This window comes from Flavobacterium sp. TAB 87 (assembly GCF_001529295.1).
Classification (GTDB): Bacteria; Bacteroidota; Bacteroidia; order Flavobacteriales; family Flavobacteriaceae; genus Flavobacterium.
In genome coordinates this window covers 119,486-132,413 of record NZ_LLWK01000035.1, presented here as the reverse complement: position 1 = coordinate 132,413, position 12,928 = coordinate 119,486, and the positions used below count along the sequence as shown (strand labels likewise).

General features: G+C 34.0%; 10 protein-coding genes and 1 other RNA gene. 7 read left to right on the top strand and 4 right to left on the bottom strand.

Annotation, left to right across the window (positions count from 1 at the left end; translation table 11 throughout):
- The first annotated feature begins 5 nt into the window (after nt 1-5).
- The 4 genes from nagB (at nt 6) to AP058_RS07380 (ending at nt 6,680) form a co-directional block, all read left to right on the top strand.
- Entirely contained in the window at nt 6-1,943 is a 1,938-nt protein-coding gene (nagB, locus tag AP058_RS07395) for a glucosamine-6-phosphate deaminase (RefSeq protein ID WP_066308622.1), read from the top strand.
- Between the two features lie 134 nt (nt 1,944-2,077).
- A complete protein-coding gene (locus AP058_RS07390) occupies nt 2,078-4,141 on the top strand; it encodes a beta-N-acetylhexosaminidase (protein WP_066308619.1) in 2,064 nt (687 codons plus the stop codon).
- A 327-nt stretch (nt 4,142-4,468) separates the two neighbouring features.
- Nucleotides 4,469-4,888, top strand: coding sequence for a lipocalin family protein (locus tag AP058_RS07385; protein WP_066308616.1), 420 nt, complete (start codon nt 4,469-4,471; stop codon nt 4,886-4,888).
- A 175-nt stretch (nt 4,889-5,063) separates the two neighbouring features.
- Nucleotides 5,064-6,680 (top strand): ABC-F family ATP-binding cassette domain-containing protein, encoded by a 1,617-nt coding sequence (locus AP058_RS07380; protein ID WP_066308613.1) that lies wholly within the window; start codon nt 5,064-5,066, stop codon nt 6,678-6,680.
- A gap of 81 nt (nt 6,681-6,761) precedes the next feature.
- Here AP058_RS07380 and AP058_RS16985 read toward each other — a convergent pair whose 3' ends face one another.
- On the bottom strand, nt 6,762-6,938 hold the full coding sequence (locus tag AP058_RS16985) for a hypothetical protein (protein ID WP_197413388.1): 177 nt from the start codon (nt 6,936-6,938) through the stop codon (nt 6,762-6,764).
- Nucleotides 6,939-7,212: 274 nt separating this feature from the next.
- On the bottom strand, nt 7,213-7,506 hold the full coding sequence (locus AP058_RS07375; protein WP_066308610.1) for a hypothetical protein: 294 nt from the start codon (nt 7,504-7,506) through the stop codon (nt 7,213-7,215).
- Between the two features lie 124 nt (nt 7,507-7,630).
- Between AP058_RS07375 and rnpB the strand changes: the two genes are divergently transcribed.
- An RNA gene (gene rnpB, locus AP058_RS07370) (RNase P RNA component class A) lies at nt 7,631-7,952 on the top strand.
- 25 nt (nt 7,953-7,977) lie between these two features.
- Here rnpB and AP058_RS07365 read toward each other — a convergent pair.
- Nucleotides 7,978-8,172: a hypothetical protein gene (locus AP058_RS07365; protein ID WP_066308607.1), complete on the bottom strand. Its 195-nt coding sequence runs from the start codon at nt 8,170-8,172 to the stop codon at nt 7,978-7,980.
- A 185-nt stretch (nt 8,173-8,357) separates the two neighbouring features.
- Between AP058_RS07365 and AP058_RS07360 the strand changes: the two genes are divergently transcribed.
- Together AP058_RS07360 and AP058_RS07355 are read left to right on the top strand one after the other, a co-directional pair.
- Nucleotides 8,358-8,906, top strand: a complete 549-nt coding sequence (locus AP058_RS07360; RefSeq protein ID WP_066308605.1) for a hypothetical protein — start codon at nt 8,358-8,360, stop codon at nt 8,904-8,906.
- 210 nt (nt 8,907-9,116) lie between these two features.
- A complete protein-coding gene (locus AP058_RS07355) occupies nt 9,117-10,373 on the top strand; it encodes a BamA/TamA family outer membrane protein (RefSeq protein ID WP_066308603.1) in 1,257 nt (418 codons plus the stop codon).
- 187 nt (nt 10,374-10,560) lie between these two features.
- On the opposite strand, the gene AP058_RS07350 is transcribed toward AP058_RS07355, so the two are convergent.
- A complete protein-coding gene (locus AP058_RS07350; RefSeq protein WP_066308600.1) occupies nt 10,561-12,807 on the bottom strand; it encodes an inorganic phosphate transporter in 2,247 nt (748 codons plus the stop codon).
- Between the last annotated feature and the right edge of the window lie 121 nt (nt 12,808-12,928).

The following is a 12,928-nucleotide window of genomic DNA, read 5'->3' as shown; positions in this document are numbered from 1 at the left end:
ATACAATGAAAAGTGCTTTAGAAATCAAATCTGACATTAGCTATAAAAGTGCTGGTAAATTTGAAGAAACTCGTTTTGAGAAAATTCATAACGAAATATTCAAAAATTCAGTAGAAGCTTCAAAGGTAGTTGCGCAAGAAATTGCTCAATTAATTAGATCCAAACAAGAAAACAATCAATCTTGTGTACTTGGTTTAGCAACTGGTTCTTCTCCTGTGAAGGTGTACGAAGAATTAGTTAGAATGCACAGAGAAGAAGGTCTAAGCTTTAGCAATGTTATCACTTTTAATTTGGATGAATATTATCCAATGTCAAGGGAAAGCAATAAAAGTTACTTTCATTTTATGCATGAACATTTGTTCAATCACATTGATATTAAACCTGAAAATATCAATATTCCTGATGGAACCGTAACCATTGATGAAATAAACCAATATTGCATCGATTACGAAATGAATATTAAAAATGCAGGTGGATTAGATTTTCAATTATTAGGAATTGGACGCACCGGTCACGTTGGTTTCAATGAGCCAGGTTCACATATTAATTCTGGAACACGCATTATTACCTTAGATCATATCACTAGAATTGATGCTTCATCAGATTTTAATGGTATCGATAACGTTCCTAAAAGAGCGATTACAATGGGAGTATCTACAATTCTACGTTCAAAAAGAATTGTACTGATGGCTTGGGGACAAAACAAAGCTGATATTATAAAGAGAACAATTCAAGGAGAAATTAGTTCTATCATACCAGCAACATTTTTACAGAATCATTGCAATGCTACTTTTGTTTTAGATCAATCGGCTGCATCTGAATTAACGCGTTTTAAAACGCCTTGGTTAGTTGGAGAGTGCATATGGACTCAAGAATTAAAAAGTAAAGCGATTGTTTGGTTGTGTCAAAAAACAAAACAATCTATTTTAAAATTAACAGACCGTGATTACAACAATAACGGAATGTCTGATTTACTAGCGCAAGAAGGTTCTGCTTACGACATGAATATTAACATGTTCAATGTTTTACAGCATACTATAACTGGATGGCCAGGTGGTAAACCAAATACGGATGACTCATTTCGACCAGAAAGAGCCAATCCAGCCATAAAAAGAATTATTCTTTTTAGTCCACATCCTGATGATGATGTGATCTCTATGGGAGGGACTTTTTCAAAATTGATAAAACAAGGTCACGATATACATGTGGTATATCAAACCTCTGGAAATATAGCCGTTACAGATGACGAAGCACTTAAGTTCGCTGAAGTTTGTAGTGATTTTATCGGTACTGACGGTACTGATATTAATTTCAAAGAAGTAATTGCATTTTTAAACAATAAGTCTGAAAATCAAATTGATTCCCTTGAAGTTAGAAAATTAAAAGGATTAATACGAAGAAGAGAATCTTACGCAGCAGTACGATACATTGGCTTAAAAGATGAAAACGTACACTTTTTAGATTTGCCATTTTATGAAACGGGTCAAGTTAAAAAGAATCCATTAGGACAAGTTGACGTTGAAATTGTTAAAGACATCATTACTAAAATTAAACCGCATCAGGTTTTTGCTGCTGGAGATTTAGCAGATCCACATGGAACTCATGAAGTTTGTTTGAATGCTATTTTTGCCGCAATGGGCGCTTTAAAATCGCAATTATTTATGAATGATTGTTGGTTGTGGTTGTACCGAGGAGCATGGCATGAATGGGATATCCATGAAATCGATATGGCTGTTCCATTAAGTCCATCAGAAGTTCTACTTAAGCGTCACGCTATTTTATACCATCAATCACAAAAAGATAGGGTAATGTTTCAAGGAAATGACTCTAGAGAATTTTGGGTTAGAGCAGAGGACAGAAACAAAAATACTGCTATTCTTTATGATGATCTAGGTTTGGCCGAATACGAAGCTATAGAAGCTTTTAAACGCTTTGATTATTAAATAATAATCTCATAATGTCAGATTAATAAATTCAGATGGATTTTGCGAAAGTGAGGTTCAAATAGAATCACTCCGAATTTTTTAAAAATATTTACTGTAACTATCAGTGCTGATAGTTTTCAATTCCAATTAAAATGAAATATATTTTTGCTCTACTTTTCGTTGGTGTAATGGTTACTGCTCAAGTTAAAAAAGAGGAGTTAAACGTAATGCCTTGGCCTCAGAACATCTCTTTAAACGAAGGTAATTTTTCTTTAAATAAAGATTTTAAAATAAATATTACTGGTGCTCCTAACAGTAGAGTTTATGGCGCAGCGACCAGATTTTTGCGTAGATTAGATGGTAGAACAGGCTTGTTTTTTACACAAGGTTTTATTACAAAATTAAACCAAGAACCAACAGCGCAATTGCAAATTAATTGTACTAAAAGTGGTAAAATTGGTTTGTATGAAGATGAAAGTTATCATTTAGACATTGAATCTGATAAAATTACAATTAATGCTACGAGTGATTTGGGAGCCATTCATGCTTTGGAGACTTTATTGCAATTGATGCAAAATAATGCGACTAGTTTTTATTTTCCTAATAGTACAATTTCGGATTTTCCGAGGTTTGCTTGGAGAGGTTTAATGCTAGATGTTTCAAGACACTTTCAACCAATTGATGTTGTAAAAAGAAATATTGATGCTATGGCAGCGGTTAAGATGAATGTTTTTCACTGGCATTTAGTAGATGATCAAGGATGGAGAATTGAAATGAAAAAACATCCAAAATTAACCGAAGTAGCTTCTGATGGATTGTTTTATACACAAGAAGAAATTAAAGGAATTGTAAAATATGCAGATGAGCGCGGTATTTTAGTAGTACCCGAAATTGATGTGCCAGGACACGGTACTGCGATTTTAACAGCATATCCAGAAGTTGGAAGTAAAGTAATTTCTATTGCTGGAGGAACTGTTGAAAAGAACGCACAAGCAAGTGGTTTTCAAACGTATACTTTAGAGCGTAATGCAGGTATTTTTTCGCCAACTTTAGATCCGACAAATCCAAAAACGTATCAATTATTGAGTGAAATTTTTGATGAAGTTTGTCCTTTGTTTCCAGGTGACTATTTTCATATTGGTGGCGATGAAAATGAAGGTAAAGATTGGGATGCAAATGCTAAAATTCAAGCATTTAAAAAGAAAAATAAGTTAGAAACCAACCATGATTTGCAAACTTATTTTACAATGAAATTGGTTCCGATGCTTAAAAAACATGGCAAGCAATTAATGGGTTGGGAAGAAATCATGACCAAAGACATGTCTAAAGATGCTATTATTCATTCTTGGAGAGGTGCACATGAAGGCATGCAACCAGGCGAATCCTTAGTTAAGGCAGCAAAAAACGGTTACAAAACTGTGTTGTCGAATGGATTTTATATTGATTTATTGCTTAGCGTTGATACGCATTATTTAAATGATCCAATGCCTAAAAACGCTAATTTTTCAGATGTTGAAAAAGCTAGAATATTAGGAGGAGAAGCCACTATGTGGACAGAATTAGCCTCACCTGCAACTATTGATTCGAGAATATGGCCAAGAACTATTGCAATTGCAGAACGTTTATGGTCTGCTGAAGACATTACAGATTTAGAAAGCATGCACAAGCGATTAGCGAAAGTATCTGTACAATTAGAAGAATTAGGAATTACGCATTTGAAAAATAAGGAAGTTTTGCTTAGAAATATAAGCAACAATCAAAACGTCGAAGCTTTAAGAGCGTTTTCGAATGTTTGCGAACCTTTAAAAGGATATACTCGAAATAAAGGTGGAACAGAATATCAAATGTATTCTCCACTAACTCTTTTTGCTGATCTATGTGTTCCAGATGCTCCAGATGCTATGGCTTTTGCAAAAGTAGTTGATGCGTACTTACTTAAAAAAGATAAGGATAATAAGGCGATAGTTATTGGATTTTTAAATAAATGGATTGTCCTAAATAATCAACTGAACAATTTGGCTGCTAATGCGCCACTAGTTCAGCCTCTTTTGCCACTAGTGCAGAATTTAAGTGATGCCTCAAAGCAAATTGTCTTACTGTTGGATGGTAAGAAGGTAGATGGAAAATCGCTATTAGAATTAGTTGAAAAATGCAACACAAAAGAACATGCTGATGTAGAGTTGGCAGTTTATTCAAGTCTTAAAAAATTAATTTAGTTTGTATTAGTAAGTGTTATAGTTAGTTCAAAAGATTAAAAATTAGAGTGGTTAAAATTGAGTTTGGTTATTTATGTTTTAATCTGATTTTTATATTTTGAATGTACATTAGTTTCTTTTTAATTTGTTATTTGGTTTGTTTAAAGAAGCTAATGGTAAGAACCCGATCTTTTGATCGGGTTTTTTGTTTTATATCTTATATGAAAATCTTGCGTATTCGTATAAATTTAAGCTTTAGTAATGTAAATTATTACCGAAATTCTGTAATAATAATAGTGCTGCTTCTCGATACTTTTGCTGTTAATAATCACAAAAAAAACAAATACAATGAAAAAGAGAAGTTTAGTATTAGCACTTATCGCATTTATCGGAATTTTTGCAATCTCATGCAGTAGCGATGACAATGAAGGAGAAACGCTTGCACCTATTCAAGGAAAATGGTTGGTTTCGCAAACTGGTTTGGTAATTAACGGTAAAGAGGAACTTATCGATGCTTTAGAAAATGTGGAAGGTTGTGACAGAAACTTTATGGATTTAAGAGTAAGTAGTAAGGTAGTTTTTGGTAAGTTTAACAAAGTAGGAGGAGAATGTGTTGAATCTACCAGCGAAGGTACTTATAGCAGATCTCATAATGATTTAACCACCACAGTTGACGGAATTTCTATTAAGCGTGATATAGTTAACTTAACTGTTAATGAGCTTAAAGTAAAAGATGCCTTAGGTATTATTACGGTATATAAGAGATAAGTAGTAGCTTAAATCAGTACGTTAATAAAAGAGTTTCATTGAAAAATGAAGCTCTTTTTGTTTTTTATAAAATTTATAAATTATAAAGTAGCGTTTGATTAATCGTCTTGGTAGTAATTAGCGCTTATATGGTTAATTTTTGTACTTTTGCACAAAATTAATTAAATAGAAATTCATGTTAACAGTCAATAATTTATCAGTTCAATTTGGCAAACGAATCTTGTTTGACGAAGTAAATACCACTTTCACACACGGTAATATTTATGGAGTTATTGGAGCCAATGGAGCTGGAAAATCTACTTTCTTAAAAATTATTTCAGGCGAAATGGACCCTACTGCTGGGCACGTTCATTTGGAACCAGGTAAACGTATGTCGGTTTTAAATCAAAACCACAATATGTTTGATGAACATACTGTTTTGGAAACCGTTTTAATGGGGAACAAAGTTTTGTATGCCGTTAAAAAAGAAATGGATGAACTTTATTTAGACTATAATGATAAAAATGCAGACCGAATAGGAGAGCTGCAGGTGCAGTTTGAAGAAATGAACGGTTGGAATGCTGATTCTGATGCAGCATCAATGCTATCTAATTTAGGAATAAGCGAAGAACACCATTACACTTTAATGGGTGATCTAGAAGGAAAAATTAAAGTACGTGTACTTTTGGCACAAGCTCTTTTTGGAAATCCAGATTTGCTTATTATGGATGAGCCTACTAACGACTTGGATTTTGAAACCATCGCTTGGTTAGAGAACTTCTTAGCAAATTATGAAAACACTGTTATTGTAGTATCGCACGACCGTCACTTTCTTGATGCAGTTTGTACACACATTTCAGATATTGATTTTTCTAAAATTAATCATTATTCAGGAAATTACACCTTCTGGTATGAGTCTAGCCAATTAGCGGCAAAGCAACGTGCACAACAAAATAAGAAAGCAGAAGAAAAAAAGCAGGAGTTAGAAGAATTTATTCGTCGTTTTAGTGCCAACGTTGCCAAGTCTAAACAAGCAACTTCACGTAAAAAAATGATTTCGAAGTTGAATATTTCTGAAATCAAGCCTTCGAGCCGCCGCTATCCTGCAATTATTTTTGATCAAGAGCGTGAGGCGGGAGATCAAATTTTAAATATCCAACAACTAAGCGCTTCTGTGGAAGGAGATGTTTTGTTTAAAGGAATTGATTTGAATATGGCGAAAGGTGATAAAATTGTACTTTTCTCTAAAGATTCACGCGCTACAACTGCTTTTTATGAAATTTTAAACGGAAAGCAACAAGCAGATGGAGGAACCTACGACTGGGGGATAACAACTAATCAAGCGTATTTACCTGCTGAAAATCACGAATATTTTGAAAATGATTTAAGTTTGGTAGACTGGTTGCGTCAATGGACAAAAACAGAAGAAGAACGTGATGAAGTGCACATTCGTGGATTTCTAGGAAAAATGATTTTCTCGGGAGAAGAAGCATTAAAAACAAGTAGAGTTTTGTCGGGAGGCGAAAAAGTACGTTGTATGTTGTCTCGTATGATGATGGAGCGCGCTAATATTTTAATGTTAGACGAACCAACCAATCACTTGGACTTAGAGTCGATTACAGCCTTTAACAACTCGCTTAAAAACTTTAAAGGTTCGATAATATTTACCACTCATGACCACGAGTTTGCACAAACTGTTGGTAATAGAGTAGTAGAGCTAACACCAAATGGAGTGATTGATCGTTATATGACGTTTGATGACTATCTAGATGACGAAAAAGTACAAGAATTAAGAAAGAAGATGTATTCTTAATTTTAATAGCGTTATAAAATTAAAAAACTCCCATACTGTTTATAGTACGGGAGTTTTTTTTGGAATTAAAAAGTACGTATTTTATTTTTTACCTCCAAAAAGTTTGCTGAATGCAAAAATGATAACAGCTATAATTGCAATCACTATAAATATACCTACACCCATTCCGGCTTTAAAAATTCCACCAATAACTTCACAACTCGTAAATGAAAAAAGTATTATGCTTAATACTAAAATTCTGTTTATTATGTTTTTCATAATTTAAATATTTATTATTTTTTAATGGTATTATGCTAAATACAGAAGATAATTTGAGTAAAAGATCAATTTACATACTGTATTTTGCAAGTTTTGATTACGTTTATTTTTTTCAAAATTAAGAGATTACTTCGTTTTCAATTTATAGAATTAACAGAAGTTTTTGCATCATTTCAATTTAGATCAATTGTCATTTACAAAAACTCGTAGGTATTTTACATAAGGTAAGTAACAAAATTAATAATAGAGTAAATGCACTTTGTATCAAATTATCTTATCTGCCTTTGATGCTCAAATCAATTAAGACTTTGCACGCTTCAGTTTGACTATTTGCCGAAAAACCAGCCACAAAAACTCCTTTTTTACCGGATGATGATTTAATTCCGTAAACTACGGCTTCATCACCAGGATCTGAATTTCCTTCGTAACGATAAATGTGAACAATTTCGAATTTCTCCGGATTTTTTACAATAATGGCCTCGTTTACATTGTAGTCAAACGTAAATCCCTTTTCATGTAATTGATCTAGGGCTTTAGCGACCGTGCTGTAGTGGTACATTTTTACCATGATTCAAGATTTAAAAGTTGAACTTTAAATATAGACAATTTATGCGTAAAAGGTTTCAGAAAACTACTGGTAAAGTAAAATGAGATTAATTAGGATATGACTATAATAAAAAACTAAATTTGCACCCGCAGACCGCCTTATCGCCTCCCGCCTTGGCGGGGGGAGGAAAGTCCGGACACCACAGAGAAGCATAGCGGGTAACACCCGTCGGTTCTGAGCAATCAGAATCAGGACAAGTGCAACAGAAAGTATGTACAGGTAATGCTGTAGTGAAAACAGGTAAACTCTATGCGGTGAAATACCAAGTATATCAGCATTTAAGAGCGTCTCGTTCGTTGTTGAAGGGTAGGTAGCTCGAGTCCCGTAGTAATACGTGATCTAGATAAATGATAAGGTATTGTTACTTGTAACAAGAACAGAATCCGGCTTACAGGTCTGCATTTTTTTAATTTTCTCCTTCACCTTTAGAAATTAAGATTCGTCCTTAGTAGTTCTAACCAGACTAATACCAGCAGAAAAGAACACGATTCCAAGTATTCCATAAATTACCAGCGTCTTAATATCTCTAGTCTCTCCACCTGTACCTGCAAATATGACAGCAGTATAAATCAATCCACCGATTCCTAAAATGGTAAGTAATGCTCCGAAAAATCTTTTTAAATTCATGATGTTTGTTTTATAATTATACCCAAATTTAGGACCGAGCGCTGCAATTATTATTATATAATTTTTTATGTTAGTTATAATATTGAAGGTTGCAACTACTAATCGAATAATAAAGATGTAAGTTTTTACTTTGATTATCTTATTAAGTACTACTTTTGTTTTGTTTTAAAAAAAAATAAATCAAAATGTCAAAAAAATACTTTCTTTTAATTGCATCATTATTACTATTTACGGGAGTTCAAGCGCAAGAGGAAGCAGTAGTGACTGTTGCTAAAAGTCAATTTAAAATTAATGTATTATTACCGGGTTTTGTTTATGAACATGCTTTCTCTGATAAAAACACGCTTTACTCTGAACTTACTTCAGGATTTGGTTATAGATCTAGTGATTTTAACAATGAGTCAACCTTTTACTTTATGCCCTTTATTCAAGAACAGTTTCGACATTATTATAACTTAGAGAAAAGAGCAGCTAAAGGCAAAAAAACGGCTTTTAATTCTGGAAATTTCATGGCAGTAACTGCTATTTATAACTTTCAATCGATCTCTACTAACAAAAACTTTGGAGAATATGTACCATCATTGACCATTGCGCCAGTGTGGGGTTTGCAACGGACTTATAGACGAAAATTCAATCTAAATTTAAACTTTGGAGCTGGAGTAAATTTTGATCGGTATAATACAGATTTATCAATTGTTGCAAATTTTAGTTTGGGTTGGGTTATCGGGAAATAATTAATTATCTATTAGTGATTTTATCGTATTAGAATTTGTACTGAAAGTGAGCTCTAAACAGTTTGTACTTTTAATAATTTCAAATGCAATTGATGTTGCCTGCATTTCTTTTAACGTGGACATTTATACTTTTGTCGGTATAAAATAATTGATTAAAAAGAATTTTTCTTTTAGTAAATGTTGTTCCTTTATACATAAAACTAATTCTACATGTCTAAAAACACTAAAAGTAAATGGGTAACCGTTGTGGCACTACCCATTCTATTGCTTTTTTCTCAATTCTCATTTGCGCAGAACGACGATAACGATTCAAGAGAGTGTCCAGTTAAAGATTTGCCAGAGCTGTTTAAAAAGAAAGATTCTTTAGCGGTAATTAAACCCACAAAAGACAATTTCTTACTCATCTTGCCGGTAGTTTTCGTTCAGCCAGCCAATGGTTTGATTTATGGAGCTATAACACAATATACTTTTAAAGGTAAATTGCCCGAAGATAAATATTCGACTGCCTACTTAATGGCAACCTATACTACCAAAAAACAAATATTGATTGATGTAAAAAGTAACTTGCTACTCAATCACAACAAATTGTATTTGGGTGGTGATTGGCGTTATTATAAATTTTCACAAGATAATTACGGACTAGGAGCAGATATTATTCCGCCACCCAAAACCGATTTCGAAATCGAGTCCATTGCGCAACCCATGAAATATGATTTTATTAAATTTCATCAAACTGCATCCGCTCTCGTAGCAGATAATTTATACATGGGCGGCGGCGTTCACTATGATGTTTACATGAACATTGTGGACGAACCTTTGGATCTGGCCAATAATGAAACAACTTATCACAATGACTACAACACCTTGCATGGTTTTCGTACCGACAAATATGCTGTAAAAGGAATCAGTGCCAATTTAGTTTATGATTCGCGCGACAACTTAGTCAATCCTAATCACGGCCTATTTGCTAACGTAAATTACAGAACCAATTTGCCCGTCGAAAAAAATGGAGCAGCTAGCATGGTTCTGTTTACCGAGCTCAAATATTATATTCCGTTGAGCAAAACAAACGATCAGCACGTGTTAGCTTTCTGGAGTTACGGTCAGTTTTTAACCAAAGGAAATTTACCTTATTTAAATTTACCAGCCGTAGGATTTGACCAGCAAAGTAGAGGCGGGCGAGGGTACACACAAGGACTGTTGCGCGGACAAGATTTGGTTTATTTTGAAACTGAATATCGTTTTCCTATTTTGTGCAACCAATTGTTGAGTGGAACCGTATTTGGTAATTTTACCTCAGCCAGCGACCGAGACAGAAACATTCAGGTTTTAGAGTACATACAACCGGCCTTTGGCGTTGGACTTCGACTTTTAATAGACAAGAAAACCAAGACAAATGTGGTGGCTTCGTACGCAGTAGGAAACCATTCCAAAAGCTTTTATGTCAACACAGGCGAAAGCTTTTAGTATTTAACGGCCATCGGATAATTGATTTTAAGATTTAATTTTGGAGCATCATGTTTGGCATTTTATAGCAACAAACTTCCTGCTCTGCACTTTATCTTTGTGCGCGCTGCGGCGCACACAAAGGATGCCGTTTCGATCAGGGCTATGAACCACGATCTATTTTTTGATCATGTTTTTGTACTAATAATTATCTCTTTTGATGTGTATTGAACTCTTTAAACAACTCTAATAAATTCATAATTGATTTTACCAAATCATTAGTTTCTAATAACAAAGCGAAGTATAATTTGCTGTTCTTCGGACTCGTCTCGGTAGTTCTAATTCGGTTAATTTGCTTCGAAATAAGATTAGAAACAGTATCCAATAACACTTGCTTGTCTTTTAAAATTAAATCAATTTTATAGAAATCTTCAGATTTAAAACTGTCTTCAAGAAGCTGCAGTAAATACTGCACCTGTCGGTCAATTGTTTTAAGATCACGAATCTGATTAAACTTTAAAGGCTTATGATTATTGTTCACGTGCGAATAACTAGTAGCAGTAATGAAGTCTATAGACTGAACCATATCTTGCAGGTAACCTAAGATCAAAATGTAGAATTTACTAGCTTCAACTGAATTGTCGTCTAAGTTTTTGATGAAATAAAATACGTTACTTTTTAGCTCATCAATTTCTTTTTCAAGTTTCTTTTGGTCTTTCTTGTTCAATTTCAGTTTGGCTAAATCATGCAAACTTAAATTATCAATTACATTTGAATACAAGGCAGAAGTCTTGCGGAAAACCTTCGAAATTTGGGCAGAACTTTCGGCAATCATTTCGGTAACAGTACCAATATCTTCTTTGTTCAAGCTCTTGATTTCTTCTTCAACAGCAACCTTTTCTTTGTATTTTCTAGAGCTTCGGTACAGCATGATGGCAAGCATCAAAAGCAATCCTACAAATGCAAAAACCTCACCAATTTTTAAAATATATGCAATGATAAGTGCTAACGCAAAAGCAACGAATGCCGTAAAAAACCAACCTCCGATAACTTTAAAAACTCCAGCTATTCTATAAACGGCACTTTCTCTATCCCAAGCTCGGTCGGCAAAAGAAGTACCCATGGCAACCATAAAGGTTACGTACGTAGTTGATAACGGCAATTTCATCGATGTTCCTATGGCAATCAGAATACTCGCAACCATTAAATTTACCGATGCTCTAACCATATCAAATGCAGGTTCGTCGTCAGATTTTTTGCTTGATTTTTTGACGCTTATAAAACGATTGTCAATTTTGATTTGCAATGATTTAGGTAAGAAGAAGTTGATTCCTTCTCCAATATAAACACCCAATCTCACGATCCCTCGCGAAGCTGCATTTGGAGAAAACTTTTCCACGCCGTCACCTTGGCGAGATAAATTTACCCCAGTTTCTATTACCGCCTTTGCTTTTTTAGACGTCCAAAGCGTAATTACCATTACAATTCCTGCCAGTAACAAGAAGTAAAACGGAGCAACAATATCATCATTTGCAAGAGCTCCCATCATCAAAGCATCGCCCGAAACTCCGCTAGCATTAAAGATTTCGTACGAATTGAATGCCGCAATTGGCACACCTATAAAATTCACCAAGTCATTTCCTGCAAAAGCAAGTGCCAAAGCAAAAGTTCCGATGATGATGATAACCCGCAGAATATTGATTTTAAAATAGCTTATCAGCACTTGAGAAAGTAAGGTAAAAAACGCAAAATTAACTCCCAAAATCAAAAACTGATGCTTATCGATCCAAGCAAATTGCTGTGTAGAAATAAATGAAACTCCTTTTAATCCTTTAATTAAAATAAAAAATGTAATTGCCGAAATAGCAATTCCACCGAAAATAGCACCAAAATATTTTAATTTTTTCTCGTAGTGAAATGTAAAAATTAACCTCGAAATATATTGTACCAAACTACCCACCGCAAAGGATAAAAGAACAGAGAGCAAGATGCTGTAAACAATTGCCGACGCTTTTTCAGTATTAATATACATTCCCAAAGTGTCTAAAGAATCATCTGCAGTGTAAATTTTATATAAAGCAAGACAAACCGCAGCCCCTAAAAGCTCAAAAATAATAGAAACGGTAGTCGATGTAGGAAGACCTAGAGAGTTAAAAACATCCAATAGGAGGATGTCTGAAATCATTACCGCCAGAAAAATAATCATCACATCGTTAAAACTAAACATGCTTGGTACAAAAATTCCGCTTCGGGCAATTTCCATCATACCGCTGGAAAACATGGCACCAATTAATACTCCCGCACTCGCCACGATCATGGTAGTTTTAAAGGAAATTGCTTTAGATCCAATTGCGGAATTCAAAAAATTTACCGCGTCATTACTCACGCCAACCATTAAATCTATGATTGCCAAAACTCCTAACGCAATCAACATTATAACATAAATCTGCTCCATTTTTAGTTGGGTTTAATTTTGTACAAAAGTCCTATAACAATTCGAGGTTTATGTTATCTTAATGTTATTAAAACAGCAATTATTAAATTTCAAAAAAGTGCTCTAGCGCCCTAATTTAGCT

Excerpts from the sequence above, each read along its gene's own strand:
- nagB (WP_066308622.1), top strand. The coding sequence starts at position 6 with ATGAAAAGTGCTTTAGAAATCAAATCTGACATTAGCTATAAAAGTGCT.
- AP058_RS07390 (WP_066308619.1), top strand. The coding sequence starts at position 2,078 with ATGAAATATATTTTTGCTCTACTTTTCGTTGGTGTAATGGTTACTGCT.
- AP058_RS07385 (WP_066308616.1), top strand. The coding sequence starts at position 4,469 with ATGAAAAAGAGAAGTTTAGTATTAGCACTTATCGCATTTATCGGAATT.
- AP058_RS07380 (WP_066308613.1), top strand. The coding sequence starts at position 5,064 with ATGTTAACAGTCAATAATTTATCAGTTCAATTTGGCAAACGAATCTTG.
- AP058_RS16985 (WP_197413388.1), bottom strand. The coding sequence starts at position 6,938 with ATGAAAAACATAATAAACAGAATTTTAGTATTAAGCATAATACTTTTT.
- AP058_RS07375 (WP_066308610.1), bottom strand. The coding sequence starts at position 7,506 with ATGGTAAAAATGTACCACTACAGCACGGTCGCTAAAGCCCTAGATCAA.
- AP058_RS07365 (WP_066308607.1), bottom strand. The coding sequence starts at position 8,172 with ATGAATTTAAAAAGATTTTTCGGAGCATTACTTACCATTTTAGGAATC.
- AP058_RS07360 (WP_066308605.1), top strand. The coding sequence starts at position 8,358 with ATGTCAAAAAAATACTTTCTTTTAATTGCATCATTATTACTATTTACG.
- AP058_RS07355 (WP_066308603.1), top strand. The coding sequence starts at position 9,117 with ATGTCTAAAAACACTAAAAGTAAATGGGTAACCGTTGTGGCACTACCC.
- AP058_RS07350 (WP_066308600.1), bottom strand. The coding sequence starts at position 12,807 with ATGGAGCAGATTTATGTTATAATGTTGATTGCGTTAGGAGTTTTGGCA.